This is a genomic window from Serinicoccus marinus DSM 15273, from assembly GCF_008386315.1.
Taxonomy (GTDB): domain Bacteria; phylum Actinomycetota; class Actinomycetes; order Actinomycetales; family Dermatophilaceae; genus Ornithinicoccus; species Ornithinicoccus marinus.
Genome location: NZ_CP043808.1, coordinates 3,325,862 through 3,350,714 on the forward strand (window position 1 = coordinate 3,325,862; position 24,853 = coordinate 3,350,714).

Annotated in this window: 24 protein-coding genes and 1 pseudogene; 14 read left to right on the forward strand and 11 right to left on the reverse strand. The window is 72.8% G+C overall.

Going from position 1 to position 24,853, the window contains the following annotated elements; translation table 11 throughout:
* Positions 1–3 precede the first annotated feature (3 nt).
* The 4 genes from FU792_RS16165 to glsA all read right to left on the reverse strand — a co-directional run bounded on the left by FU792_RS16165 (position 4) and on the right by glsA (position 4,680).
* Positions 4–648: an alpha/beta fold hydrolase gene (locus FU792_RS16165; protein WP_022923541.1), complete on the reverse strand. Its 645-nt coding sequence runs from the start codon at positions 646–648 to the stop codon at positions 4–6.
* Positions 645–1,316, reverse strand: coding sequence for a PAQR family membrane homeostasis protein TrhA (gene trhA / locus FU792_RS16170; RefSeq protein ID WP_022923540.1), 672 nt, complete (start codon positions 1,314–1,316; stop codon positions 645–647). The genes FU792_RS16165 and trhA overlap by 4 nt, the downstream gene beginning before the upstream one ends.
* 230 nt (positions 1,317–1,546) lie before the next feature.
* On the reverse strand, positions 1,547–2,479 hold the full coding sequence (locus FU792_RS16175) for a DUF559 domain-containing protein (protein WP_149814901.1): 933 nt from the start codon (positions 2,477–2,479) through the stop codon (positions 1,547–1,549).
* A 404-nt stretch (positions 2,480–2,883) separates the two neighbouring features.
* Positions 2,884–4,680, reverse strand: a complete 1,797-nt coding sequence (glsA, locus tag FU792_RS16180) for a glutaminase A (protein WP_022923538.1) — start codon at positions 4,678–4,680, stop codon at positions 2,884–2,886.
* Positions 4,681–4,735: 55 nt separating this feature from the next.
* Here glsA and FU792_RS16185 point away from each other — a divergent pair, with 55 nt between their 5' ends.
* Positions 4,736–5,128 carry a hypothetical protein gene (locus tag FU792_RS16185; protein ID WP_022923537.1) on the forward strand — a complete coding sequence of 131 codons (393 nt, stop codon included), beginning with the start codon at positions 4,736–4,738 and terminating at the stop codon, positions 5,126–5,128.
* The gene (locus tag FU792_RS16190; protein WP_022923536.1) at positions 5,098–5,673 is read left to right on the forward strand and encodes a hypothetical protein; all 576 of its coding nucleotides are present in this window, start codon (positions 5,098–5,100) and stop codon (positions 5,671–5,673) included. Before FU792_RS16185 ends, FU792_RS16190 begins: the two co-directional genes overlap by 31 nt.
* Here the strand turns inward: FU792_RS16190 and FU792_RS16195 are convergent.
* The 3 genes from FU792_RS16195 to FU792_RS16205 all read right to left on the reverse strand — a co-directional run bounded on the left by FU792_RS16195 (position 5,665) and on the right by FU792_RS16205 (position 9,891).
* Positions 5,665–7,662, reverse strand: a complete 1,998-nt coding sequence (locus FU792_RS16195; protein WP_022923535.1) for a BCCT family transporter — start codon at positions 7,660–7,662, stop codon at positions 5,665–5,667. The two genes, FU792_RS16190 and FU792_RS16195, sit on opposite strands and share 9 nt — an antisense overlap.
* Positions 7,663–7,739: 77 nt before the next feature.
* Complete coding sequence (locus FU792_RS16200; RefSeq protein WP_022923534.1) at positions 7,740–9,248, reverse strand: SulP family inorganic anion transporter; 1,509 nt, start codon at positions 9,246–9,248, stop codon at positions 7,740–7,742.
* A 175-nt stretch (positions 9,249–9,423) separates the two neighbouring features.
* Positions 9,424–9,891, reverse strand: coding sequence for an SRPBCC family protein (locus tag FU792_RS16205; protein WP_022923533.1), 468 nt, complete (start codon positions 9,889–9,891; stop codon positions 9,424–9,426).
* A 115-nt stretch (positions 9,892–10,006) separates the two neighbouring features.
* Between FU792_RS16205 and FU792_RS16210 the strand changes: the two genes are divergently transcribed.
* A complete protein-coding gene (locus FU792_RS16210; RefSeq protein WP_022923532.1) occupies positions 10,007–10,885 on the forward strand; it encodes an alpha/beta fold hydrolase in 879 nt (292 codons plus the stop codon).
* 81 nt (positions 10,886–10,966) lie between these two features.
* Here FU792_RS16210 and FU792_RS16215 read toward each other — a convergent pair whose 3' ends face one another.
* Both FU792_RS16215 and FU792_RS16220 read right to left on the reverse strand, forming a co-directional pair.
* Entirely contained in the window at positions 10,967–11,428 is a 462-nt protein-coding gene (locus tag FU792_RS16215) for an SRPBCC family protein (protein WP_149814902.1), read from the reverse strand.
* A 122-nt stretch (positions 11,429–11,550) separates the two neighbouring features.
* Positions 11,551–12,495 carry an EamA family transporter gene (locus FU792_RS16220; protein ID WP_052327703.1) on the reverse strand — a complete coding sequence of 315 codons (945 nt, stop codon included), beginning with the start codon at positions 12,493–12,495 and terminating at the stop codon, positions 11,551–11,553.
* Between the two features lie 40 nt (positions 12,496–12,535).
* Between FU792_RS16220 and FU792_RS18245 the strand changes: the two genes are divergently transcribed.
* The 3 genes from FU792_RS18245 (at position 12,536) to FU792_RS16230 (ending at position 13,813) form a co-directional block, all read left to right on the forward strand.
* A complete protein-coding gene (locus FU792_RS18245; RefSeq protein WP_238706011.1) occupies positions 12,536–12,718 on the forward strand; it encodes a helix-turn-helix domain-containing protein in 183 nt (60 codons plus the stop codon).
* A complete protein-coding gene (locus FU792_RS16225; RefSeq protein WP_238706012.1) occupies positions 12,715–13,407 on the forward strand; it encodes a LysR substrate-binding domain-containing protein in 693 nt (230 codons plus the stop codon). The genes FU792_RS18245 and FU792_RS16225 overlap by 4 nt, the downstream gene beginning before the upstream one ends.
* Positions 13,408–13,519: 112 nt before the next feature.
* Entirely contained in the window at positions 13,520–13,813 is a 294-nt protein-coding gene (locus FU792_RS16230) for an antitoxin (RefSeq protein ID WP_161600289.1), read from the forward strand.
* An 18-nt stretch (positions 13,814–13,831) separates the two neighbouring features.
* Here FU792_RS16230 and FU792_RS16235 read toward each other — a convergent pair whose 3' ends face one another.
* Positions 13,832–14,731, reverse strand: a complete 900-nt coding sequence (locus tag FU792_RS16235; protein WP_022923527.1) for a LysR family transcriptional regulator — start codon at positions 14,729–14,731, stop codon at positions 13,832–13,834.
* 73 nt (positions 14,732–14,804) lie between these two features.
* Here FU792_RS16235 and FU792_RS16240 point away from each other — a divergent pair, with 73 nt between their 5' ends.
* The 4 genes and pseudogenes from FU792_RS16240 to FU792_RS16250 all read left to right on the forward strand — a co-directional run bounded on the left by FU792_RS16240 (position 14,805) and on the right by FU792_RS16250 (position 19,284).
* On the forward strand, positions 14,805–16,862 hold the full coding sequence (locus FU792_RS16240; RefSeq protein WP_022923526.1) for an NADH:flavin oxidoreductase: 2,058 nt from the start codon (positions 14,805–14,807) through the stop codon (positions 16,860–16,862).
* Positions 16,863–16,949: 87 nt separating this feature from the next.
* A pseudogene (locus FU792_RS18250) lies at positions 16,950–17,132 on the forward strand (aromatic ring-hydroxylating dioxygenase subunit alpha); the annotation flags it as partial.
* A 41-nt stretch (positions 17,133–17,173) separates the two neighbouring features.
* Positions 17,174–18,172, forward strand: coding sequence for an SRPBCC family protein (locus tag FU792_RS16245; protein WP_238706013.1), 999 nt, complete (start codon positions 17,174–17,176; stop codon positions 18,170–18,172).
* The gene (locus FU792_RS16250; RefSeq protein WP_022923524.1) at positions 18,169–19,284 is read left to right on the forward strand and encodes an FAD-binding oxidoreductase; all 1,116 of its coding nucleotides are present in this window, start codon (positions 18,169–18,171) and stop codon (positions 19,282–19,284) included. The genes FU792_RS16245 and FU792_RS16250 overlap by 4 nt, the downstream gene beginning before the upstream one ends.
* A 357-nt stretch (positions 19,285–19,641) precedes the next feature.
* Here FU792_RS16250 and FU792_RS16255 read toward each other — a convergent pair whose 3' ends face one another.
* Complete coding sequence (locus FU792_RS16255) at positions 19,642–20,613, reverse strand: TIGR03557 family F420-dependent LLM class oxidoreductase (RefSeq protein ID WP_022923523.1); 972 nt, start codon at positions 20,611–20,613, stop codon at positions 19,642–19,644.
* 150 nt (positions 20,614–20,763) lie between these two features.
* Between FU792_RS16255 and FU792_RS16260 the strand changes: the two genes are divergently transcribed.
* From FU792_RS16260 to FU792_RS16275, 4 genes are all read left to right on the forward strand, one after another.
* Positions 20,764–21,009 (forward strand): antitoxin, encoded by a 246-nt coding sequence (locus tag FU792_RS16260; RefSeq protein ID WP_022923522.1) that lies wholly within the window; start codon positions 20,764–20,766, stop codon positions 21,007–21,009.
* Between the two features lie 122 nt (positions 21,010–21,131).
* On the forward strand, positions 21,132–23,327 hold the full coding sequence (locus FU792_RS16265) for a catalase (protein WP_022923521.1): 2,196 nt from the start codon (positions 21,132–21,134) through the stop codon (positions 23,325–23,327).
* 43 nt (positions 23,328–23,370) lie between these two features.
* Entirely contained in the window at positions 23,371–24,231 is an 861-nt protein-coding gene (locus FU792_RS16270) for an SDR family oxidoreductase (protein WP_022923520.1), read from the forward strand.
* Positions 24,232–24,325: 94 nt separating this feature from the next.
* Positions 24,326–24,847: a hypothetical protein gene (locus tag FU792_RS16275; RefSeq protein ID WP_022923519.1), complete on the forward strand. Its 522-nt coding sequence runs from the start codon at positions 24,326–24,328 to the stop codon at positions 24,845–24,847.
* Positions 24,848–24,853: the final 6 nt, after the last annotated feature.

Sequence of the window (24,853 nt, forward strand, 5' to 3'; positions counted from 1 at the left end):
CCCTCAGTCTGCCTCGCGACCTCCGGGCGCGCATGCCGATGTCGTGAGGGCGTCGACGAGGTGAGCGGTGGCCAGCCGGTGCCAGGTCACCCGGTGCCGCATCATGCCGTGGGTGTCGGCGAGATCGGCACGAAGGGTGACCTCCGCGCCCAGCTCACGCAGCCGCTCGGCGGCGCGCAGCGAACCCTCGGGCGAGGTGAGCTGGTCCTCCGTGCCGTGCAGGAGCAGCGCGCGCCCGCTGGCCGGTGGGCGCAGCAGCAGCAGGTCGGACTCCTCCACCCAGGCGGCCGCCGTGACGAGGGCGTCGACCTCGCCGGCCAGGCGCAGCGCAGCCCGGCCGCCCATCGAGTAGCCGAGCAGCCCCACCGGTGTGCCCGGGTGCTCGTCCCTGACCCGCTCCAGCGCCCAGGCCGCGTCCCGCAGCGGCGCGCCGTCGTTCCAGCCGCGCCGGGCATACCGGAGGAAGGAGACGCCGATCCGGTGCCGGGCGCCGGCCCTCGCCATGGCGGAGGCGAAGAGGCGGCTCCGCAGGACCGAGAGCTGGCGCCAGCTCGTCGGCTCGGTGCTGTGCTGCTGGCCGCCGTGCAGGACGAGGACGTGGGCGCGCTCGTCCCGGTGCTGCCGGACCGTGCGGAGCCGGGGCGTCACAGGACGTAGAGGTACATGAGCAGGAAGTGCAGCGCCGCGGCGATGACGACCAGGACGTGCCAGATCTCGTGGAAACCGAGGACGCCCGGGACCGGGTTGGGCCGCTCGAGGATGAAGATGACGAAGCCGACGCTGTAGACGACGCCGCCGGCCGCCATCAGCGCCAGCGCACCCAGGGGCAGGCTGAGGCCGCCGAGGACCAGCACGACGGGCATCCAGCCGAGCACGATGTAGAGCGTGTTCGTGACCCACTTGGGCAGGTCCCGCCAGACCGAGCGGGCCGCGATGCCGAGCGCCGCGATCAGCCAGACCGCGCCGAGGACGGTCCAGCCGAAGACCGTGCGGTCCAGCACCAGGACCAGCGGCGTCACCGTCCCGGCGATGAGGAAGAAGACCGAGGTGTAGTCGAGCGTGCGCAGCACCTCGTTGGTGCGCACGCTGAGGTCCAGCCCGTGGTGCAGCGTGCTCGCCACGAGCAGCGTGAGCAGCGACGCGGCGTAGATCGACAGCCCGACGACCTTCCAGGGGTCGCCCTCGGCGCCGGCCTGCGCCACGAGCAACCCGCCGCCGAGCAGCGCGAAGCAGGAGCCGACGAGGTGGGAGATCGTGTTGATCCGCTCGTCGGTGACGTGGACGCTGCCGTCACGGCTGTGCTGCGGTGGGTCCATCGCTCGCTTCCGGTGGAGGTATGCCTGCCTCACCAGGGTAGACGCGACACCAGCCTGGTAAGGCTCACCCACGAGCCCCCGCGGTCACACGCGTCACGTCCCGCCGAGATGTGCACATCCGCGGGGTCTATAACCCCCGCGGACGGGCATACCTCCGCAGCGTGGTGCCCACGAGACGGGTGAGATCCGAGGTATGCCGCCCGGCCGCAAGGGGTGGCGAGGGGCGACCCTCAGCGGCGACGGGCACGGGCCCGCGCGAAGGCGCCCTTGACCTTGCGGGCCACGGCGGCAGGGTCGTCCAGGTCGGCCCAGGTCAGCCGGACGACCTCGTAGCCCAGCTCCCGCAGGCGGTCCTCCCGGAGCTTCTCGCGGCGGAGCGCTGCGGGGTCGTCGTACTTCTGCATCCCGTCGAACTCCACGACCACCTTCTCGGCCCGGTAGAGGAAGTCGACCCGAGCCACGAAACGGCCATCACCGTCGACGATCTCCGCCTGCTGCTCCGGCAACGGCAGGCCCAGGGTCAGCACCACCCAGCGGCAACGGGACTCGCCGGCCGACTCGCTCAACGGCGAGGCCAGCGCCACGGTTCGGGCGGCGGAGAGATAGCCCCGACCCCCACCGAGGACCGGCAACGCCTCCTCCAGCTGCGCAACGGTGACCCGCCGATCGCGCAGCACCGCATCGGCGCTGACCAAGCCTGCTTCGACCCCGAAGCGGGCCGCCACCTGCAACGGCGCCAGGGCCAGCGTCACCGCGGGCCCCCACTCGAGATCCACGAGGAACTCCCGGGGCACCCGACGGTGCATGACCATCACGGCATCCTGCGAGGAGCGGCCACCATCGGTGCGGCAGAAGTGAGCGCGGTCATCGACCCCGTGGACGCCCACCCCCTGCACGGTCAGCGAGCTGTGGAGGCCGAACGCCACCCCAGCGCCGGGGCCGAGCCCCCGCAGCACCGCCCTCGCCCGCAGCTCGTGACGCGCCCACGGCGCGGTTGCCCGCCATACCGGTCCAGCGACGAAGGTGGCCCGACGCAGCCGCACCAGGCTCCCGTCCGCGACCATCGCCTGCGTCTCGCGCGGCCCCACCCCCAACGCCGCCAGATTGGCCGTGGCAGCGACGTGCCCCAGACCGTCCAGCAGATTCACCATGTCCCCCCGCATCGGCCCAGCATGCCCGAACCGGACGCCCTTCTCGGCGGCTGTCCACAGGCCCGCGCAGCTCGCCACCCCAGGCACTCTCGCCCCACCGTCCCCCGCCTGCGGAGAGATGTTCAGATGCTGGGGTCATAGCCCCGGCATCCGGACATATCCCCGCATCGTGGTGCCCTGGGTGCTGAGACTCGCGGTGGGTCGGGCCCGTGACCGGGCGGCGAGGCATCGGTGGGCGTCACCACTGACGTGCTCCCCGACGGCACACCGGAGGGTATGCCGGTCCGGGCGCCGCGCTGCGTCCGGCCTCCCGCGACCGGCGAGTTACACCGGTGTCGTTCTCCACAGGATGTGCACATCCTGTGGACAACATATCGACGCGATGGCCGGTCGGGCCCTCACCGGGTTCCGGGCCCTCAGCCCACCCGCACGGCGCTGCGGCGCAGCGCCCGGTCGGCGACGCGGTAGCCGTCGCGGGCGATCGCCCGCCAGATCTGCAGCGCCGCCGCCGGGTCCTTGGCGGTGATCCGCTCCAGGTCCGCCGCCGAGAGCACGAGCAGCTCCAGCTCCGTCTCGGCCCGGATCGTCGTCTCCTGCCGGTCCCGGGTGCCGAGGGCCAGCTCGCCGAAGGACGTGCCCGGCCCCAGCTGGACCAGCGTCGTCACCTCGCCGTCCGGCCCCCTGTCCTGGGCCACCGCCTGACCACGCACGATGACGTGGATCCCGGCGAAGTCGGTGCCCTCCGCGAGCACGACCTCCCCCGCCGGCACGACCTGCCGGGTCATCGCCGCATCCAGCGCGGCCCGCCCCGTCTCGTCGAGGTCGCGCATGAGCGGGTGGTCCTCCACCGGGTCGGGCTCCTCGCGCGGGCCGCAGTAGGTGCGGATGAGCATCTGCTCGCACCACTCGATCGCCGACGGCAGGTCGGTGAACCGGGGCGAGGCCTCGTCGGTGCCCTCCGCCGGGTCGGGGATCACCCCGCTCGGGTCGACCGCGATCACCTCGCTGCCCTCCTCACGCAGCCGGTCGCGCAGCGCGAGCAGAGTCAGCCGGCTCACGTCGGCGATGTCGTTGACGTGCGTGAAGTCGAAGACCGCGAGCTCGGGGGCGTCCTCCACGACGGTCCGCACGATCTTCTCCGCCCCGGCGAAGAGCAGGTCGCCGTGCAGCTCGTAGACGACCGCCCGGTCCGCGACCCGGTCCAGCACCTCCTCGTCGGCACCCTGCCAGTGGGTGTTGGAGCGGGCGCTGGCCAGCGAGTAGCTGCTCCGCACGGCGTTGCGCGAGCCCCGGCTGACGTGCATGAGGTGCATCTCCATGTCGGTCGACATCCGTTCGAAGAGCGCGACGCCGCGGGCGCTGTTGCCGTGCGGGTCCAGCCGCGGCGAGAAGACCGCGATCCCCACCTGGCCCGGCAGCACGCCGATGATCCCGCCGCTCACCCCGCTCTTCGCCGGCATCCCGACGGCCGTCACCCAGTCTCCGGCGGCGTCATACATGCCGCACGTCGTCATCACCGAGAGCACGTGCTCCACGAGCGCGGGGTCCAGCACCTGCTCCCCGGTGCGCGGCTGCCGGCCCCCGTTGGCGAGGGTGGCCGCCATGAGCGCGAGGTCCTGGGTGTCGACGGCGACCGAGCACTGCCGGACGTACTGGTCGAGCACCTCCTCGGGATCCCCCTCGAGGATCCCGAACTCGCGCAGCATGTGCGCGATCGCCCGGTTGCGGTGGGCGGTGCCCAGCTCCGAGGAGTAGATGGAGGAGTCCAGCTCCAGCTCCCGCCCGGCGAAGCGGCCGTACCACTCGACCGCCCGCGCGAACCGCTCGTCCCCGGAGTCGCCCGCGACGAGCGAGGAGGCGGTGATCGCCCCGGCGTTGATCATCGGGTTCTTCGGCCGCCCGGTGTCCGGGGAGACGCTGATCTCGTTGAAGGCGTCGCCGGAGGGCTCGACGTCGACCTTGCGCGCGACGGCCTCGATCCCCTGGTCGTGCAGGCCGAGGGCATACGTGAACGGCTTGGACATCGACTGGATGCTGTAGCGGTGGTCGCTCTCGCCGACCTCGTAGACCTGGCCGTCGACGGTGGCGAGGCACAGCGAGAAGCGATCGGGGTCGGCCGCGGCGAGCTCGGGGATGTAGCCCGCGACCTCACCCCCGGCGTCGCCGCACTGGGCCACGATCTGCTCGAGATAGTCCTGCACCGGGTTGCGCATGCTGCCTCCTCCTGACGTCCGACACCGTGAGCCTACGGGTGCCAGGATGGGGGGGATGGGAGCAGATCCGAGCCGGGTCGTCGACGCCGTCCGCCGGTATGCCGTCGCGGTCGACGCGCAGGTGCTCACCGGGCCGGGCGTGTGCTCAGGGCTCGGCGCCTGGCTGCTCCTGGCCCTCGTGGCCGGGAGCGGCCCGGCCCGGGCCGATGACGCGGCTGCGCTCGAGGAAGCGCTCGGCCTGCCCGCCGACGAGGCGGTGGAGGCGCTCACCGCGCTGCTGGACGACCCGCACCCGGCGGTCGCCGCGGCGGTCGCGCACTGGGCCGACGCGGAGCGGCTCACCGAGGACTTCGCCGCGTGGTCGGTGCCCGACCGGGTCGAGGACGGGCCGCTGCCCGACCAGGAGGGCGCCGACCGATGGGCGCGGGGCTGGCGGTCGTCAGCGTGATCGCCGACCCGCAGGTGCCGCGGGGGCAGGTGCTCGCCGCCGCGCACGAGGCGGCCGCGCGGATGACCACACGGCGCGCCCCGGCCGCTCTCGAGGTCACCCGGGACGGGCACGCCTGGACGGTCACCGAGCACCGCGAGACGCGCCCCTCCTTCCGGGACGTGATCGAGGAGTGGACCGGCTGGGTGCCTCCGTGGCGCCTCGTGAGCGACCACGACCTGACCACGGCCCCCGGCTTCGGGGCGGCGGCCGCGGCGCTCGAGGCGTTCGTGCTCCCCGCCGAGCGCCCGGCCGACTGCGAGGTCCGCCAGAGCGCGGTCGCGGCCTACACCGCGACCGGCTTCGAGGCGGCTGCGGTGACGGGTATGGCGGTCCGCGCGGCCGGGATGCCGCAGGAGCAGGAGGTGCTGGTCCGCCGGATCCACGTCCGCCTGGACCGACCGCACGCCGTCGTGGCGGTGGCGCTCCACGACGGCAGCCCGTGGGACCGCCTCCCGGTCTTCACCGCCTGGGTCGACCCGGGCGAGGTCGCCGGCTCAGCCTGAGGCGCCCCGAGCTGCGGGCTCGGACTCCTGCGCCTCATCGGCCTGCGGCGACGGGGCCGACCCGCCCTGGTCGAGGTACTCCTGCGACGAGGTGAACTCCGGGGTGTCGAAGACCTCCCCGGCCAGCGGGTCGTCGACCCGCTCCACCTCGGTCTGCCCGGTGCGTTCGTCGATGCGGACCTCACTGCTGCTCAGCGGACGGTAGGAGACGACCCGACCGTCACCGTTGGTGTGCGGCGTGCTGTCCGGCTCGAAGCCGGCGAGGGTGGACGACACCGACCCCAGCTCCTCGCGGACGGTGCGCCGACGACCCCGGGTGGCCGGCTGCAGCCCGCCCTCGCCCAGGTCGGACTCCTCATGGGTGCCGCTCGGCATGACCTGCATGTAGTGCGGCATCGAGGCGACCTCGTGGCGGAACGCCCGCAGCAGCGAGACGCACGCCAGGACGAGGATGATCGAGAAGGGTGCGGCGGTCGAGATCGACAACGTCTGCAGTGCCGTCAGGGCGACGTCACCGCCCACGACGAGCAGGGCGGCCGCAGCGACGCCCTCCAGCACGGCCCAGTAGACCCGGGTGGTGACGGGGGTCTCGGTGCTGCCGCCCGAGGCGAGCATGTCGATGACCAGCGAGCCGGAGTCGGAGGAGGTGACGAAGAAGAGGATGACGACGCACATCGCCACGACGGACAGCACGGTGGTGAGAGCACCGGGCATTGACTCGAAGAACTGGAACAGCGCGGTGTCGCTGTTGAGCGTCAGGCCGCCCTCGCCGTCGTCGGTCGCCAGCGAGCCGGACTCCCGCTGGAAGAGGATCGCCGCGTCACCGAAGATCGTGAACCACACCAGGCTCGCCGCCGTCGGCGCGAGCAGGACGCCGAGGACGAACTCGCGGATGGTGCGGCCCCGCGAGATGCGGGCGATGAACATGCCGACGAAGGGCGCCCAGCTGGTCCACCAGCCCCAGTAGGCGATGGTCCAGGCGCCCTCCCAACCGTCGGTGGAGAACGGGCCGACGTGCAGGGCGGTCTGGGGCAGCAGGCTGAGGTACTGCCCGAGGTTCTGCGGGATGGCCTTGAGCAGGAAGATCGTCGGGCCGAGGACGAAGACGGTGAGGGCCATCAGGGCGGCCACCGACATGTTGATGTTCGACAGCCACTTCAGGCCCTTGTGCACGCCGGACACGACCGACCACACGGCGACCGCGGTGATGCCGCCGATGAGGCCGATGATGAGCCAGGTCGAGCGCTCGGCCCAGCCGAGGAACTCCAGCCCGCCGAGGATCTGGCTGACGCCGAAGCCGAAGGAGGTCGCGACCCCGAAGAGGGTGCCCACGATCGCGACGGTGTCGATGGTATGCCCCATCCAGCCCTCGACCCGCTCGCGCCCGATGAGCGGCTCGAGCAGCCAGCGCACCGCGAGCGGGCGACCACGGCGGAAGGACATGTAGGCCAGCCCGAGACCCACCACTGCGTAGATCGCCCACGGGTGCAGCCCCCACTGCAGCATCATCAGCCCGACCGACTCCTGCGCGGCACCCATCGACTCCGGCGCGTTGCCGAAGGCCTCCGGCGGGGCGATGTAGTGCCAGAGCGGCTCGGCGACACCGAAGAAGACCAGACCGATCCCCATACCCGCGCTGAAGAGCATGAGGAACCAGGAGACGACCCCGAACTCGGGCCGCTCGTGGTCGCGGCCGAGCCGGATCCGGCCCACCCGGGAGACCGCGCAGTAGATGACGAAGCCGAGGAAGAGGTTGACGGCGATGACGTACCACCAGCCCACCCCGTCGGTGATGGCGGTGTTGAGCGAGGTGGTGGCGCTCTCCAGGGCGTCGCCGGCGGAGCGGGCGAAGACGATGGTGGCGATGATGAGGCCGAAGATGACGACCGAGGCCGGGATGAAGACCGGCTTGAGGATCGCCGACCACCCACCCCCGGGGCCGGTCGGCTCGGCCGGCGACTCCGGCGGGGACTGGGTGGGCGACGACATCGGCGGCTACCTCCTGAGGGACCTCGGACGCCCCTCAGTCTCGCGGAGCCGGGCGGACCTGTCGACCGCGCCGCTGATCACATGCTGCCGAGGTGCCCCGCGAGCTGCCGGTGCCGGGTGAGGCTGGAGTCGTTGAGGCCGCGGATGTCGACGGTGGTGCCGTGCGCGGCATACTTCCGCTCGATCGCGTCCAGGGCCGCGACGGTCGAGGCGTCCCAGATGTGGGAGTCGGTCATGTCGATGACGACGCTTCGCGGGTCGCCGGCGTAGTCGAACTGGTGCACCAGGTCGTTGCTCGAGGCGAAGAAGAGCTCGCCGACGACCTTGTAGGTCGCCACCTCGGGGTCGTCGTTCGGCACACTGACCACCTGCGTGAAGTGCGCCACCCGACGGGCGAAGACGACCATCGCGGTGAGCACGCCGACGACGACACCGATCGCCAGGTTGTGGGTCGCGATGGTGGTGGCGACGGTCGCGATCATGACGATGTTCTCGCTCTTGGGCATCCGGCGCAGCGTCGACGGCGCGATGCTGTGCCAGTCGAAGGTCGCGACCGAGACCATGATCATCACCGCGACGAGGGCGGCCATGGGGATGGACGCGACGAGGTCGCCGAGGACCACGACGAGGATCAGCAGGAAGACACCCGCGAGGAACGTCGAGATCCGGGTGCGCGCGCCCGAGGCCTTGACGTTGACCATCGTCTGGCCGATCATCGCGCAGCCGCCCATGCCCCCGAAGAGGCCGGTGACGACGTTGGCGACACCCTGGCCCCAGCCCTCGCGGGTCTTGTCCGACCCGGTGTCGGTGATGTCGTCGACGAGCTTGGCGGTCATGAGCGACTCCATGAGGCCGACGAGCGCCATGGCTAGGGCATACGGAGCGATGATCTGCAACGTCTCCCAGGTGAGCGGGACATCCGGGACGACGAAGGAGGGCAGGCTGTCCGGCAGCTGCCCCTCGTCGCCGACGTCCGGCAGCCCCATCCGTGCGGTGAGCGCGAGCGTGGTGAGCGCCACGATCGCGACCAGCGGGGCGGGCACGGCCGTCGTGACGCGGGGCAGCGCCACCATGACGAGGATGCCGGCGGCCACCATGGGGTAGACCAGCCAGGGAACGCCGACCAGGTGCGGGATCTGCGCGGTGAAGATGAGGATGGCCAGCGCGTTGACGAAGCCGACCATGACCATCCGGGGGATGAAACGCATGAGCCGGGCGACGCCCGCCAGGGAGAGCACGATCTGCAGCACGCCGGCGAGCAGCACGGTCGCGATGAGGTAGTCGAGGCCGTGCTCGCGGACGACCGGTGCGATGACCAGCGCGATCGCGCCGGTGGCCGCGGAGATCATCGCCCGGCGGCCGCCGACGATCGCGATCGTCACCGCCATCGTGAAGGACGCGAAGAGCCCGACGCGCGGGTCGACCCCGGCGATGACGGAGAACGAGATCGCCTCGGGGATGAGGGCCAGGGCGACGACGAGGCCGGCGAGCACCTCGGTGCGCAGCCGGGCGGGCGAGCGCAGCGCGGCGCGCACCGAGTGCGGGTCGGAGGTGCTGGTGGTGGAGGGCGCGGGGGCAGGCAGCATGGACAGGGCGAGTCCTCGCAGGATCGTCGGTGGTGTCAGGGAGGTATGCCGCTGGTCCGGTCCGGGCGGGCGCCCACCGCCGGCGGCGTCACCAGTCTACCGTCGCGCCGCGACGCCCCCGCTCGCCGTCGTGCGCCGTCCTCCCGGCTCCGGCCCCGGGGCTGCTCCGTCGGCCTCAGCCGCGGGCGACCGCCACCTCCGCGAGCCGGTCCAGCGAGGCCTGCAGGTGGTCGGTGGTCGTGCTCCGCGCCTTGTCCATGCGGGACTCGTCGGTCAGCTCGCTCCAGTCGTAGACGTGGGTGACGCGGCTGCGACCATCCCCCAGCGGCTCGACCTGCCAGCCCCACTCGTGCCCGGCCGGGTCCTGGCCCTCGCTCGCCGGACGCCACGCGACCCGGCGGCCCTCCTCGAAGGCCACGACGTGGTTGTCACGCACCTTGCCGTTGGTCAGCCGCATGGAGAAGACCTCGCTCACGGCCCGGATCCGCTCGCCGCCGACCACCTCGTCGAGGTTGTCGTTGCCGTCCCACTCCGGCTGGCGGCGCGGGTCGGCGATGAGCTCGAAGATCACCTCCGCCGGTGCCTCGATCTCGCGGCTGGCGGTGACGACGCGCTGCTCAGTCTGCGCTTGCTCGCTGCTCATGGCCCCAGTCAACCGTCCCGGGCCGGTGCGCGTCGAGCGATGAGTCCGCGCCGGCAGGCGTGTCACACCCGGCACAGGACGCGCTCGACGTCCCACACACCGGCAGGATGCACCCATGACCGCAGCACAGCGCAGCAGCGAGACCCGCACCGTCGGCGAGGGCGCCGACCTCATCACCTACGACGTCCACGGCGACCTCGCCGGGGCCGCACCGGACCGCCCGGTCCTGCTCGCCGTCGGCTCGCCGATGGACGCGGTCGGTTTCCAGGCGCTCGCCGAGCAGGTCGACGACCGCCCGGTCGTGACCCTCGACCCGCGTGGCGCGGGTCGCAACCCCACCGCCACCGACCTGCTGACCCCAGAGCGGCACGCCGCCGACCTGCACCGTGTCGTCGAGGCGCTGGGCGGCGGACCGGTGGACGTCTTCGCCTCCAGCGGTGGCGCGGTCAACGCGCTGGCGCACGCGGCGGCATACCCGCAGGACGTGCGCCGGGTCGTCGCGCACGAGCCGCCGCTGGCGACCTACCTGCCCGACCGGGAGCCGCTGCTGGCCGCGTGCGAGGACCTGCGCGCGACCTACGAGCGCGACGGCCACGGGGCGGCGATGGCGAAGTTCATCACCCTGGTCATGGTGCTCGGCCCGATCGACGACTCCTACCTGCAGCAGCCGACGCCCGACCCGGCCGCCTTCGGTATGCCCGCCGGCGACGACGGGTCCCGCGACGACGCGCTCTTCCGCAACCTGCCCGCCTGCAACGCCTACGAGCCGGACCTGGAGGCTCTCGGCGCCCTGGGCGACCGGCTCGTGGTCGCCGTCGGTGAGGAGTCCGGGGAGACCTTCGCCACCCGCGGCGCTCGCTCGGTGGCGCAGGCGCTCGGCCAGGAGGCCGTGGTCGTGCCCGGTGACCACGGCGGCTACATGGGCGAGGTCTACGGGCAGCCCGCGGGCAAGCCCGAGGAGTTCGCCGCCGCGCTGCGCGAGATCCTGGGCTGAGCGGCCTTGGTGCAGGGACGGTGCCTCACGTCCGTCGCTCGGACGGCGGAGGTGAGGCACCATCCCTGCACCTTCACCGGGTCAGGCCTCGACGACTGCCTTCATCCGCTCCAGGGTGGTGCGCATGCCGCGGACGTTGGTGCGGCCGCGGGCACGGCCAAGCACGGCCCAGTAGAGCCGCAGCGGCAGGATCGGCTCGAGCCGGAAGTACTCCGTGACCTCGGTGCCCTCCCCCGACGGCTGCAGCCGGTAGCCCCAGTTGTTGACGACGACCTTCGTGGTGCCGACCGAGAACTCGAAGAGCCGTTCCGGCTGGCACCGGGTCACCCGGCAGGCGGACCAGTAGGTCGGCCCCACGCCGTTGCGCACCACCTTCCCGGCGAAGGTCGCGCCCACCTCCGGGCCGGTCGAGCCGCCGGTCCACCGCCCCGCCACCGTCTCCGGGCTGAACTCCCCGATCCGGGCGACATCGCTGACCAGCGCCCACACCTGCTCGGGCGGGGCGTCCATGTGCAGAGTGACCTCGTCGGTCAGGGGTCGCATCGATCCGTCTCCTCCGTCCCCGCTGAGCACGCTTGTGCCCAGCCTGGTGCCTGACCTCGCGACCCATGCGTGCCCCGGGGCACCGATGGGTCGCAAGGTGAGGCACCAGCATGCCCCACGGGTCAGCGACGGGCAGCCGGACGGGGTCTCGGGTCGGGCCGCGCCCCCCGACCAGCCATGGTCACCGCGTTGGCGACGACGATGACCGCCATGCCGACCCACTCGTGCAGCGCGAGCAGCTGGCCCAGCAGGACGACCCCGACGAGCGCGGCGAGCACCGGGTGGGCGCTCATCGCGATGCCGAAGACCCCGGCCGGCACCCGCCTCAGCACCAGCAGGTCGAGGGTGTAGGGCACGACCGTCGACAGGACGCCGGCGACGACGGCATACCCGAAGGCCGCGGTGGTGAAGCGGTCGGTGAGGCTGAGCCAGACCAGGACCGGGAGGTATGCCGTCGCCGAGACCGCGGTCGCGAGCGCGGTCCCCTGCACCCCCGGCAGCGCCGCGCCGACCGCGCGGTTGGCGAGGATGTAGCCGCCCCAGCAGGCCGCGGCAGCCAGACCGAAGGCGACGCCGAGGTAGTCGCTGCTCGGGCCGGGCAGCACGAGGACGTAGACCCCGATCCCGGCCGCGACCGCGAGCGCGAGGTCCCGTGCCGACCGGGAGCCGAGCAGCGCCACCGCCAGCGGGCCGAGGAACTCCAGGGTCACCGCGAGACCGAGGCCGATCCGCTCGACCGCGGCGTAGAGCCCGAGGTTCATCCCGGCGAACATCGCCGCCAGCCAGACGACGCGCAGCCACTGGGCCCGCGTCAGCCGCCGGACCTGCGGTCGGGTGAGCGGCAGCAGCACCGCGGAGGCCACGAGCTGGCGCACCGCGACCACCCCGGCGGGACCGATCGCCGAGAACGCGTGGCTGCCCCAGGCGGCACCGACCTGCGTGCTGCCCGCGGCGGTGAGCATGAGCAGCACGTCGCGCGGGCTGGTGCGCGACGCGGGCGGGCGAACGGCGGCGGGAGCGGGGGCTGGGTCACCGACATACCCGCAGTCTCCGGCGCACGGACTCATACGAGAAATGCACGAGTCCTGATCTGCATACACTTGTCGTATGCCTCCGACCGACCTGTCGTTGCGCGACCTGCGCTCGTTCCTCGCCGTCGTCGACGAGGGCACCTTCACCGACGCCGCGATCGCGCTGCGGACGACGCAGGCGTCGGTCTCGCGCCACGTGGGGGCGCTCGAGCAGGCGCTCGGCGTGCGGCTGCTGCAGCGTGGCGGTCGGGTGTCGTGACCCTCACCGTCGCCGGGCGGCGCGTCGTGGCGTACGCCCGCCGGTTGCAGGACGAGGCCGCCGGGTTGGTGCGGGCGGCCCAGGACGAGGGTGGCGAGGTCCGGGTCGGGTTCGCCTGGGCCGCGCTCGGCATGCACACCGCGACCGTGCAGCGGGAGTGGGCCCGGCGGCACCCGGGCTCGGAGCTGACCTTCGTCAACAGCACGACCCGCTTCGCCGGGCTCACCGAGGGGATCGCCGAGGTCGCCGTGGTGCGCCGCGACCCCGGCGTCTCGCAGCTGGCGAGCGCGGTGCTCGGTCACGAGGAACGGATGGCGGCGCTGCCCGTCGAGCACGAGCTCGCGCGCCGCCGCAGCCTGCGGATGGCCGACTACGCGGGTCAGACCGTGGCCCTCGACGTCGCCACCGGCACGACGACCCCCGACCTCTGGACCCCGCAGCAGGCTCCCGGGTCCTACCGCGAGGTCCGGGGCACCGACGAGTGGCTCACCGCGATCGCTGCGGGCCGGGCGATCGGGCTGACCTCACAGGCGACGGCGGCGCAGTACTCCCGCACCGGGGTGGTCTTCCGCCGGGTCCGGGACGCGCCGACCGTGGCGGTCCACCTCATCTGGTGGCGGCAGGACCCGCCGGCCTGGCTCGACGAGCTGGTGGCCGTGATCCGCGAGACCTACGCGCGGACCGCCTGATCCGCCCCGCCGCCGCGGCGCCGCCCGAGCCGCCCTGAGCAGCAGCGGCGGGAAACTTCTGACCCGGCGGGGCGTTGACACACCTCCAGAGCAGTCCGACGAGAGGATGAGCATGCCCCGCAAGACCGCCGCGCTCGGCGCCGCCCTGGATGCGGCCCGCCGCTTCGCGCGCAAGAACCCGGACAAGACGCAGTCCTACCTGGACAAGGCCGCCGACTTCGCCGACCGGCAGACCAAGGGGAAGTACTCCTCGCAGATCCGCTCGGCCAGCGACAAGGCGAGCCAGGCGGCGCTTGGGAGGGACGGTCGCGACCCGGCGAGCGACCCGCAGGACCGCCCGGTCGACGACGGGCGGGACACCGGCTCGACCAGCCGCACGCCGCCGCCCCCGCCGCCGTCCGCCTGAGCCGCTGACCGGGCGCGGTCAGCGGGCGGCGGCCGCCTCCCGGAGCGCCCCGAGCGCGGTCGCGATGCCCGGGTGGTCGGCGCTGCCACGACGGATGCCGGTCCGCAGGTAGCGCGCCGGAGCCGGATCACCGTGCAGTGGCACCCTGACCACCGGGTAGGCGGTGGGGATCTGGGCCAGGCGCGGCACGAGCGCGATGCCCAGGCCTGCCCCCACGAGCGCCGCGCCGGTGTCCCACTCCGCGGCGTAGTGCGCGACCGTCGGGGTGAAGCCGGCGCCGGTGCAGGCGGTCTGGAGCAGCTCGTGGTAGGGCCGCCCCGGCCGGTCCATGATCCAGCGCTCCCCCGCGAGATCCCGCAGGGGCACCGACTCCCGGCTCGCCAGCGGATCGCCCGCACGCACCAGGAGGTCGATCGGGTCCTCCACCAGCGGGCGCTGCTCGAAGCGGCTGTCCGTGCTGGGCGGGAGGGTCGAGAGCGCCACGACGACGGCGACGTCGGCCCGCCCGGTGAGGAGCAGCTCGAAGCACTCCTCGGGGTCGGCCTCGACGATCTGGACCTCGGCGCCGAGCTCGGCGTGGACGCGCGCCGCCACCTCGGGCAGGAGCGCCGAGGCGGCGGTCGAGAAGCCGGCCAGGCGCAGCACCCCGCCGCCGGTCTCGGCCACCCGGGCGACCTCGGCGCGGATCTCCTCCCACCGGGACACCAGCTCGTCGGTGCGGTCCAGGAGCACCTGCGCCGCGGGGCTGAGCCGCACGCCGCGCCCGTCGTGCACCAGCAGGTCGACCCCCAGCTCCCGGCCCAGGGTCCGCAGCTGCTGGGAGACCGCCGAGGGGGTGTAGCTCAGGGCCTCGGCGGCACCCGTCACGGTGCCGCGCTGGGCCACCATCCGCAGCACCTGCAGGCGCCGGTCGATCATGCAGCCAGTGTGCACGACATCGTGCATTTTCCGGCGCTGGTGCGCGCGAGGACCCGCACCGCAGACTCGCGGTATGCGCACCCTCGACCCGCTCCTGGACCCCTTCACGATCAAGGGGCTCCGGCTGCGGAACCGGGTCGTGAGCACCAGCCACGAGCCGGCCTACGCCGAGGGTGGGCTGCCGCGCGAGCGCTACCTCGCCTACCACGTGGAGAAGGCCCGAGGCGGTGTCGGTCTCACCATGATCGGTGGCTCGGCGGTCATCGCCCGCGACAGCCCGCCCGCCTTCGGCAACCTCGAGCTGCACCGCGACGAGATCGTGCCCTGGATGCGCCGCCTCACCGACGCCGTGCACGAGGAGGGTGCCGCCGTCATGTGCCAGGTGACCCACCTGGGGCGGCGGACCAGCAACTACACCGGCGACTGGCTGCCGACGGTCTTCCCCTCGCCGCTGCGCGAGCCGGCGCACCGGGCCTTCCCCAAGGTCGCCGAGGCGTGGGACCTCGACCGCATCGTCGAGGACTACGTCAGCGCCGCCCAGCGCTGCGTCGAGGGCGGGCTCGACGGCATCGAGCTGCAGAGCTACGGCCACCTGCTGGACGCCTTCCTCTCCCCCGCGACGAACCACCGGGACGACGAGTGGGGCGGCTCCCTCGAGCACCGGATGGCCTTCCCCCGGCGAGTCATCCGTGCCGTGCGTGCCGCGCTGGGGCCGGAGCCGGTCCTCGCGATCCGCATGTCGATGGACGAGGACCGGCCCGACGGCCTGCAGCGCGAGGAGGCGCTCACCGCGCTGCGCGCGTTCACGCAGGACGGCGTGGACCTGCTCAGCGTGATCAAGGGCACCATCGAGAGCGACGCGACGCTCGCCCGGGTCATCCCCTCGATGGGCACCCCGTCCGCGCCCTTCCTCGACTTCGCCGGGGAGATCCGCCGTGAGGTCGACATCCCCGTCATGCACGCCTCGCGGATCTCCGACGCGGCGACCGCCCGGCACGCGATCCGCGACGGGCTGCTCGACCTGGTGGGGATGACGCGCCCGCAGATGGCCGATCCCTACCTCGTCGCCAAGATCGCCGCCGGCGAGGAGGACCGGGTGCGGCCCTGCGTCGGCGCCAACTACTGCCTGGACGCGATCTACGCCTCGGGCGACGCCAAGTGCCTGCACAACCCGGCGGCCGGGCGCGAGCTCACGCTCAGCCACGTCGTCCCGCCCGCACCGGTGCGCCGCAAGGTGGTCGTCGTCGGCGCCGGTCCCGCCGGGCTCGAGGCCGGCAGGGTGCTCGGCGAGCGCGGTCACGACGTCGTCGTCCTGGAGGCCGACGACCTCCCGGGGGGCCAGGTCAAGCTGGCCTCGCGCCCGGGCCGCCGGCGCGACCTCGTCGGGGTCGTCGACTGGCGGGTCAGTGAGCTCAAGCACACCGGTGTCGACCTGCGCCTCGGCGTCTTCGCGGAGGTCGAGACGGTGCTCGCCGAGGAGCCGGACGTCGTCATCGTGGCCACCGGGGGTATGCCGAACCACGACTTCCTGCTCGAGGGCACCGGGCTGGTGCGTGACACCTGGGACGTGATGTCCGGCGAGGTGCGGGAGGGTGGCAGCGTGGTCGTCTACGACGACAACGGCGCCGAGCCGGGCGTCGACGCCGCCGAGCTGCTGGCGGGCCGCGGGGCCCGGGTGGAGTTCGTCACGCCCGAACGGATGATCGCGCCCCTCGTCGGGGGGATGAACTCACCTGCCTACCTGCGGGCCTTCGACGAGCACGACGTCGTGGTCACCCTCGCGACCCGTCTGGTCGGCGTCACGCGCCACCCCGAGGGCGGGCTCGTCGCCCGGTTGCGCCACGACTACTCCGGTGCCGAGGTGGAGCGCCGGGTCGACCAGGTCGTGGTGGAGCACGGCACCCTCCCGCTCGACGACCTCTACCACCAGCTCGTGCCGCTGTCGGTCAACGCCGGCGCGGTCGACCACGACGCGCTGCTCGCCGTGCAGCCGCAGCTCGTGGGGGTGGGCGGCGGCCTGCCCCACCCTGCCGGCTCGGGCTTCCAGCTCTTCCGGATCGGCGACGCCGTCGCCAGCCGCAACATCCACGCCGCGATCTACGACGCGCTCCGCCTCTGCCTGGCCATCTGACCGGCATACCCGAAAGAGGATCCGATGACGACCACCCTCACCAGCACCCCCACGCAGATAGCGACCGGGACCACCGACCTCGCCGGGATGGTCGCCCGGCGGGTGCCGGGCTTCAGCCTGGACGCGCCCTTCTACACCAGCCAGGAGGTCTACGACGCCGACCTGGCGGCGGTGTGGGCACGGTGCTGGATCTTCGTCGCGACCGAGGCCGAGGTCGCCGAGCCCGGCGACTTCGTCACCGTCGACATCGGCCCGCACTCGGTCATCGTCGTGCGCGACGACGACGAGGAGGTGAGCGCGCTGCGCAACGTGTGCCGGCACCGGGGCTCCGGGTGCTCACCGAGCGTTCCGGGTCGGTCGGCAACATCGTCTGCGGCTACCACCGGTGGACCTACGCCACCGACGGCACCCTGCTGCACGCCGGCGACCAGGCACCGACGTTCGACACGTCCTGCTTCGGGCTGCGACGGGTCCACGTGCGCACGGTCTCCGGGCTCGTCTTCGTCAGCCTCGCCGAGGACCCGCCCGAAGACTGGGAGGAGATGGCGGCGACCGTCGCTCCCTATCTCGACCCGCACCAGCCGCTGCGCACCAAGGTCGCGGCCCAGCACGACCTCATCGAGCACGCCAACTGGAAGCTGGTGATAGAGAACAACCGGGAGTGCTACCACTGCGAGGGTGGGCACCCCGAGCTGACCTGCACCTTCTTCCCGACCTGGGGCTACGACCGCGACAAGATCCCGGCCCGCCTCATGCCCGCCCACGAGCGCTACCTCGCGGCCGAGGCCGCGCTGGAGACCGCTTGCCGCGAGCGGGGCATGGCCTTCGCCGAGGTCGAGGCCCTGGAGGAGGAGCGGTCCACCGCCTTCCGGGTCCAGCGCGAGGCGCTGGACGGCGCCGGGGAGTCCTACACCGTCGACGGGGCCGTCGCCTCCCGCCGCCTCCTGGCCGACTTCGACACGGCGCGGCTGGGGCGGGCCTCGGTGCACACCCAGCCCAACGCGTGGTTCCACTTCCTCTCCGACCACGTCGTCACCTTCGCGGTGCTGCCGCTGGCCCCCGACCGGACCCTGGTGCGCACCACCTGGCTGGTGCACGAGGACGCCGTGGAGGGCGAGCACTACGACCTCGAGCGGCTCACCGAGGTGTGGGACCACACCAACGAGGAGGACGGCGAGTTCTGCGCCCGGGCGCAGCAGGGGGTGGGAGACCCGGCCTACGTGCCCGGGCCCTACTCACCCAGCGAGCGGCAGGTCGAGTCCTTCGTCGCGTGGTACGTCGCGCGGCTGCGCGAGGAGCTGGCGCGATGACCGAGGTCCTGACCCGTGGGACGCGGGCGCCGGCCTACCTGGACCAGGTCGACGCGGAGCTCGTCTGCGTCGGGGTCGAGCAGGTGACCCACGACGTGCGCAGCCTCACCCTGAGCGTCCCGGACGGCGCGGCGCTGCGCTTCCGGCCGGGGCAGTACGTCACCGTCACCGTGGACCTGGACGGACAGTGGCTCAGCCGCTGCTACACCATCGCCTCCTCCCCGCTGCAGATCGGTACGCTCACGCTGACGGTGAAGCGGCAGGGGCCGGTATCGGGGTGGCTGCACGACCGGTTCGAGCCCGGAGGTCGGCTGCGGGTGAGCGGGCCGATGGGGGTCTTCAGCACCGACGAGCACCCGGCGGCCGCGCACCTGCTGCTGTCTGCCGGCAGCGGCATCACGCCGGTGATGTCGATGCTGCGGACGCTCGCGCGGAGCGAGGGCACGCACGACGTCGTCTTCGTGCACAGCGCACGGACTCCGGCAGACATCATCTTCCGCCGCGAGCTCGAGCAGCTGGAGGCGGCGTTGCCCTGGCTGCGCGTCGCCGTGGTCTGCGAGGGCGACAGCGAGGACGAGGTATGGCGTGGTGCCCGTGGTCGACTGACCGCCGGTTTGCTCCGTGAGCTGGTGCCCGACGCCGCCGGCCGGGAGGTCTTCACCTGCGGGCCGGCGCCCTACATGGACGCCGTGCGCGGGCTGCTGGCCGAGCTCGGGTGCGACCCGCTGCGGTGCCACCAGGAGTCCTTCGTCCTCGACACCAGCGGGGGCGTGGTGGCAGGCGACGCACCCGCGCCGGACGTCCCGGCGTCCGACGAGGGCGTGGGCGACGGGGACGCCGCCGGGACGGCGATGCATACCGTCACTCTGACGCGCAGCGGCCGGGAGGTGCCCTGCGCCGCCGGCCAGACGATCCTGGCCGCAGCCGCCCGGGCCGGGTTGAGCCTGCCCTCGTCCTGCGCGGAGGGGGTGTGCGGCACCTGCAAGAGCCAGCTGCTCACCGGCAGCGTCGACATGCGGCACGGCGGTGGCATCCGGCCCCGCGAGATCGCCGCCGACAAGGTGCTGCTGTGCTGCTCCACGCCGTTGGAGGACTGCGTCATCGAGGCATGAGGTCCCGGTCGCGCATGCCGGGGCATGGTGTCTCCCACTCAGCGGCCGGGTCCGGTGAGCCTCGCCGAACGACCGCGCCCGGCGCCGGGCGACGCGGCCGGCGTGGGGCCACCGCGGACGGCGCCGGGCCGCTCGACTGCAGCCTCACGGACCTCAGAGCCACAGGCTGCGGCGATCTGTTCACACGCGCGCGTTATCTCCCGGGAGTGTGCACATATCCCTGCAGCGTGCTTCGCCTGGTGCCCACGTGACGCACGTGGCGGGGACGGTCCGGGAAGTAACGGGCTGCAGATCGGTGCGGTCGCGCCACCCGCCGTCCCGCCCTCGGGCGTCGCCTCGGTGTACCGACCTGTCCGGTCAGGACACCTCGGCCGAGTGGCCCTGCAACCGGGGGAGCAACTCCTCGCTGAAGAACCGCATGAAGCCGTCGACGTCCGGCCCCGCGTTGATGAGCGCCAGGTGGTCGAAGCCCGCGTCGGCAAACTGCCGCACGACCTCCAGGTGGCGCTCCACGTCGGGGCCGCAGGCGAAGACCTCGCGCATCGAGTCCGGGGTGATGAACTGCGTGGCGGCATCGAAGTGGGGCGGGTTGGGGAGCTCGCTGTTGACCCGCCAGCTGCCGAGCCCGAAGCGGAACATCCGGTGCGCCGACTCGGCCGCGGACTGCTCGTCCGGGGCCCAGGCGAGCGGCACCTCGTTGTAGCGCGGCCCGGAGCCACCGGCCTGCTCGAAGGCCTCGATGAGCGAGGCGTCCGGGTCGGTCGCGAAGATGCCGTCGCCCTGCTGGGCGGCCACCCGGGCCGCCTGCGGCCCGCCGATGGCCACGACGATGTCCGGCAGCGTCTCGGGCAGGTCGAAGACCCGGGCGTCCTCGAGGGTGAGGAACTCCCCGCGGTAGGAGTGGTAGCCGCCCTGCCAGAGCAGGCGGATGATCTCGAGGGCCTCGCGCAGCATCTGGTGCCGGTCGCGCACCTCGGGCCAGCCCTGGCCGACGACGTGCTCGTTGAGCCGCTCGCCCGACCCCACCCCGAGGGTGAAACGCCCCCCGGACAGGATCTGCGTGGTCGCCGCGGCCTGGGCGATGATCGCCGGGTGGTAACGGATGGTCGGGCACGTCACCCCGGTCGCCAGCCCGATGCGCTCCGTCGACGCGGCGATCGCGCCGAGCACCGACCAGACGAAGGGCGAGTGCTCGTGCTCGGGCAGCCAGGGGTGGAAGTGGTCGCTGATCTCGACGAAGTCGAAGCCCGCCCGCTCGGCCTCCACGGCCTGCCGCACGAGCTCGGTGGGGGAGAAGTTCTCGGCGAACAGCTTGAATCCGATCTGCATGGCTCCAGCCTAGGAGCCGCGCCCCCGGCCGCGCGGCGTGCCCACGGGCGGCTGGGCCGGGTGCGCGGCGTGGGCGTCGCGCGGAGACATCAGCGGCGCCGGGACATTGAGCCGGTGACAGGACCGCCATACCCGATCAGAGGACGAGACATGCCGTTGCGCAAGATCGCCGCCCTGGGCGCCGCCGCCGACGCGGCCCGCCGCTTCGCCCGCAAGGACCCGGAGAAGACGCGGTCCTACCTCGACAAGGCCGCCGACTTCGCCGACCGGCAGACGACGGGGAAGTACACCAGCCAGATCCGCTCCGTCTGCGACAAAGCCGGTCAGGCGGCCCTGGGCGACGAGGGCCGCCCGCGCCCGCGCGACGAGGACCGGCCGGAGGGCTCGCGCCCCTAGCCCCGTCCGCCCGTGGCGGATGAGCGCGCGGGACCCCACGAGGATGGTTAGCGTCGACGAGGGCCCGCACCCTCGACCGACCGGGCCGTCGGGCGTGCCTACCGACCACCGAGGAGACCGACATGGGCCACAGCGACCACGACGCCACCGTCCCCGCAGCGCACCGCCACGAGCCGGCAGTTCCGTCCTACCCCCCGGCGCCGGAGGTGCCCCGCCCGCCGAGCCCCAGCACCGCGGGCCAGGCCGCCGACAACCCGCTCTACACCGACCGGACCGAGCCGGGGCAGGGCGGTGAGCTGCACCAGCAGCCCGGACCCGACCAGGAGGTCCTGACCACGGCGCAGGGGGTGCCGCTCGCCGACGACCAGAACTCCCTGAAGGTCGGTGACCGCGGCCCGACCCTGCTCGAGGACTTCGCACTGCGCGAGAAGATCTTCCACTTCGACCACGAGCGCATCCCGGAGCGGGTGGTCCACGCCCGCGGGTACGGCGCGCACGGCACCTTCACCGCGGCCGAGGACCTGTCCGACCTGACCTGTGCCTCGCTCTTCGCCGAGGCGGGCAAGCAGACCCCGGTCTTCGTCCGCTTCTCGACCGTCGCCGGCAACCTGGGGTCCTTCGACCTCGCGCGCGACGTGCGAGGCTTCGCCACGAAGTTCTACACCGACGAGGGCAACTGGGACCTCGTCGGCAACAACATCCCCGTCTTCTTCGTCCAGGACGCGGTGAAGTTCCCCGACCTGGTCCACGCCGTCAAGGAGGAGCAGGACCGCGGCTGGCCGCAGGCCCAGTCCGCGCACGACACCTTCTGGGACTTCGCCAGCCTCATGCCCGAGTCCACGCACATGTTGCTGTGGCAGATGTCGGACCGCACCATCCCACGGTCCTTCCGCTTCATGCAGGGCTTCGGCGTGCACACCTTCCGGATGGTGGACGCGGACGGCCGCAGCACCTACGTGAAGTTCCACTGGGTGCCCCGCCAGGGCCTGCAGTCCGTGGTGTGGAACGAGGCCGTGAAGATCAACGGGGCCGACCCCGACTTCCACCGCCGTGACCTGTGGCAGGCCATCAACAACGGCGACCTGCCGGAGTGGGACCTCGCCGTGCAGACCTTCGACGACGAGTTCGCCGACCAGTTCGAGTTCGACGTACTCGACTCGACCAAGATCATCCCCGAGGAGCAGGTGCCGCTGCGCGTCATCGGGACCATGCGCCTGGAGCGGGTGGTCGACAACGTCTTCAGCGAGACCGAGCAGGTCGCCTTCTGCACCCAGAACATCGTGCGTGGCCTCGACTTCACCAACGACCCGCTGCTGCAGGGCCGCAACTTCTCCTACCTGGACACCCAGCTCAAGCGGCTGGGCAGCCCCAACTTCACCCAGCTGCCCATCAACGCGCCCCGGTGCCCGGTGGCGCACTTCCAGCGGGACGGGCACATGCAGACCGGCGCGCAGTCCGGCCGCGCCACCTACGAGCCCAACTCCTTCACCGGGGCGGCGGCCGGCCCGCGGGCCGACGCCGAGCGGGGCTACCGCAGCGTGCCCCGGCACGAGAGCGGCGACACCCGTCGCGTCCGCCCGGAGTCCTTCGCCGACCACTACTCCCAGGCGGGGCAGTTCTGGCGCAGCCAGAGCGCGACCGAGCAGCAGCACATCCGGATGGCCTTCGTCTTCGAGCTCTCCAAGTGCGAGATCCCGCAGATCCGGACCCGCGTGGTGGCCAACCTGCGCAACGTCGACGAGGGACTCGCCGCCGCGGTCGCCGACGGCCTGGGGATGGACCTGCCGGAGGCGACGCCGCCGCACGTGCAGCCGAACCACGACCTGCCCGACTCGCCGGCGCTGAGCATGATGTCGCGGGCACCGCAGAGCTTCGCCGGGCGCAAGCTCGGCATCCTCGTCACCGACGGCGTGGACGCTGAGGTCCTGGACGGCCTGCGCGAGACCTTCGAGCAGGGCGGTGCCCTCGTCGAGACGATCGGCCTCAAGGTCGGCGGGGTCACCCTCGCCGACGGCGAGCGCCGACCGGTGGACCACAAGATCGACGGAGCACCCTCGGTCCTCTTCGACGCCGTGGCGCTGCTCGGCGCGGACGGTGCCGCCGACGAGCTCGCCGGGCACCCCGCCACCCGTGACTTCGTCTCGGACGCCTTCAGCCACTACAAGGTCATCGGCCACCTGCCCGGCGCGCAGGCGCTGCTGCGGGCCGGGGGCATCGACGGCAGCCTCGACGAGGCCTGCCACGACCTGGGGACCGCCACCCCCCAGGACTTCCTCGAGGCCTGCGGCGCGCTGCGCCACTGGGCCCGCGACGTCTGAGCCGACCACCCGTCCGTCAGCACCTCACCGCAAGGAGAGCAGCATGACCAGAGCAGACCTGTCCTCGCTCCCCGGCCAGCACCAGGACTGGCCCGGCACAGTCGCCGACCTCGACCCGCAGCCCGACCACGGCGAGCAGTCCTGGACGGGTCGGGACCGCCTCCCGGGGCGACGTGCGCTCATCACCGGCGGAGACTCCGGGATCGGGCGTGCCGTCGCCCTCACCTTCGCCAAGGAGGGCGCCGCCGTCGCCGTGGCGCACCTGCCGCAGGAGCAGGCGGACGCCGAGCGCACCCGGCAGCTGGTCGAGGAGACCGGGGGCACCTGCCACCTGTTCGCCGTCGACCTGCGGGACCGGGAGACCAACGAGCAGGTCGCCCGGGACGCCGTCGACGCCCTCGGCGGGCTGGACGTGCTGGTCGCCAACGCGGCCTACCAGATGACCCACGACCTGCTCGAGGAGTTCCCTCCCGAGCAGGTCGAGCGGACCTTCGCGACCAACGTCTTCTCGCCGTTCTGGCTGGTGCGGGCGCTGGCCGACGAGCTGAGCCCGGGTGGGTCGGTCATCGTCACGACCTCGATCCAGGCCTACTCGCCCTCGGACCACCTGCTCGACTACGCGGCCACCAAGGCTGCGCTCAACAACCTCGTGGTCAACCTGGCCGCCGAGCTGGGGCAGCGCGGCGTACGGGTGAACGCCGTGGCACCAGGCCCGATCTGGACCCCGCTCATCCCCTCGACGATGGCCGCGGACAAGGTCGAGGGCTTCGGGTCGGACACCCCGCTCGGTCGGGCCGGCCATCCGGTCGAGGTCGCGGCGGCCTATGTCTTCCTGGCCTCCGACGAGGCGAGCTACGTCTCCGGCACCGTGCTCGGGGTGACGGGCGGCAAGCCGGTCTTCTGAGCCCGGCGGCCGCGGTCGCCGGCGCGAGGGGCGTCGATCCCGACCGCCCCTGGATGAGAAGGTGGGGCGACCGGGACACGAAGGAGGCGCAGCGATGGTGGCGGACGGGCTCGACCCAGGAGAGCGCGAGCAGCTGACCTACACCCTCGACTCGCGCCTCGGACCGCACCTGGAGGCAGCCACCGCCGCGGTGCGCGAGGCCGAGCGTGGTCTGACCGACGCCCGGGAGCGGCTGGCCGCCGCCGAGCGGGCGGTGCAGGAGGCGGCCTACACCTCGGACCCGTTGCCGTTCATGCGACAGGGGATGCAGGAGGAGGTCGACGGCCTCGCGCGCAAGACCACGGAGAAGAAGGTGCGGGCGTCCTACCGTTTCCTCGTCGACCGGGCCGTCGACCTGGCGGCGGCGGAGGTCCAGCGCTACCACGACGACCGGTCCGCCGACCGGCGCGAGCGGGAGCAGGGCGTCGAGGCCTGTCGGGAGGCCGAGCGGCGCGCCGTCCTGGCGCTCGAGGCGGCTCGCCAGATGCACGAGCGGGTCCGGCAGGCCGAGCTGGCGGCCCGGCAGGGACTCGACATCATGGTCACCCGGCTGAACGAGCCGCAGCAGGACGGCTGACCACGC

What these genes read in the sequence shown, in the direction of transcription:
- FU792_RS16175 (WP_149814901.1), bottom strand. Translation starts at nt 2,479, where the DNA reads ATGCGGGGGGACATGGTGAATCTGCTGGACGGTCTGGGGCACGTCGCT.
- FU792_RS16270 (WP_022923520.1), top strand. Translation starts at nt 23,371, where the DNA reads ATGACCAGAGCAGACCTGTCCTCGCTCCCCGGCCAGCACCAGGACTGG.
- FU792_RS16275 (WP_022923519.1), top strand. Translation starts at nt 24,326, where the DNA reads ATGGTGGCGGACGGGCTCGACCCAGGAGAGCGCGAGCAGCTGACCTAC.
- glsA (WP_022923538.1), bottom strand. Translation starts at nt 4,680, where the DNA reads ATGCGCAACCCGGTGCAGGACTATCTCGAGCAGATCGTGGCCCAGTGC.
- FU792_RS16210 (WP_022923532.1), top strand. Translation starts at nt 10,007, where the DNA reads ATGACCGCAGCACAGCGCAGCAGCGAGACCCGCACCGTCGGCGAGGGC.
- FU792_RS16240 (WP_022923526.1), top strand. Translation starts at nt 14,805, where the DNA reads ATGCGCACCCTCGACCCGCTCCTGGACCCCTTCACGATCAAGGGGCTC.
- FU792_RS16255 (WP_022923523.1), bottom strand. Translation starts at nt 20,613, where the DNA reads ATGCAGATCGGATTCAAGCTGTTCGCCGAGAACTTCTCCCCCACCGAG.
- FU792_RS16265 (WP_022923521.1), top strand. Translation starts at nt 21,132, where the DNA reads ATGGGCCACAGCGACCACGACGCCACCGTCCCCGCAGCGCACCGCCAC.
- FU792_RS16230 (WP_161600289.1), top strand. Translation starts at nt 13,520, where the DNA reads ATGCCCCGCAAGACCGCCGCGCTCGGCGCCGCCCTGGATGCGGCCCGC.
- FU792_RS16200 (WP_022923534.1), bottom strand. Translation starts at nt 9,248, where the DNA reads ATGCTGCCTGCCCCCGCGCCCTCCACCACCAGCACCTCCGACCCGCAC.
- FU792_RS16235 (WP_022923527.1), bottom strand. Translation starts at nt 14,731, where the DNA reads ATGATCGACCGGCGCCTGCAGGTGCTGCGGATGGTGGCCCAGCGCGGC.
- FU792_RS16190 (WP_022923536.1), top strand. Translation starts at nt 5,098, where the DNA reads ATGGGCGCGGGGCTGGCGGTCGTCAGCGTGATCGCCGACCCGCAGGTG.
- FU792_RS16215 (WP_149814902.1), bottom strand. Translation starts at nt 11,428, where the DNA reads ATGCGACCCCTGACCGACGAGGTCACTCTGCACATGGACGCCCCGCCC.
- FU792_RS16195 (WP_022923535.1), bottom strand. Translation starts at nt 7,662, where the DNA reads ATGTCGTCGCCCACCCAGTCCCCGCCGGAGTCGCCGGCCGAGCCGACC.
- FU792_RS18245 (WP_238706011.1), top strand. Translation starts at nt 12,536, where the DNA reads ATGCCTCCGACCGACCTGTCGTTGCGCGACCTGCGCTCGTTCCTCGCC.
- FU792_RS16205 (WP_022923533.1), bottom strand. Translation starts at nt 9,891, where the DNA reads ATGAGCAGCGAGCAAGCGCAGACTGAGCAGCGCGTCGTCACCGCCAGC.
- FU792_RS16260 (WP_022923522.1), top strand. Translation starts at nt 20,764, where the DNA reads ATGCCGTTGCGCAAGATCGCCGCCCTGGGCGCCGCCGCCGACGCGGCC.
- FU792_RS16185 (WP_022923537.1), top strand. Translation starts at nt 4,736, where the DNA reads ATGGGAGCAGATCCGAGCCGGGTCGTCGACGCCGTCCGCCGGTATGCC.
- FU792_RS16220 (WP_052327703.1), bottom strand. Translation starts at nt 12,495, where the DNA reads ATGAGTCCGTGCGCCGGAGACTGCGGGTATGTCGGTGACCCAGCCCCC.
- trhA (WP_022923540.1), bottom strand. Translation starts at nt 1,316, where the DNA reads ATGGACCCACCGCAGCACAGCCGTGACGGCAGCGTCCACGTCACCGAC.
- FU792_RS16250 (WP_022923524.1), top strand. Translation starts at nt 18,169, where the DNA reads ATGACCGAGGTCCTGACCCGTGGGACGCGGGCGCCGGCCTACCTGGAC.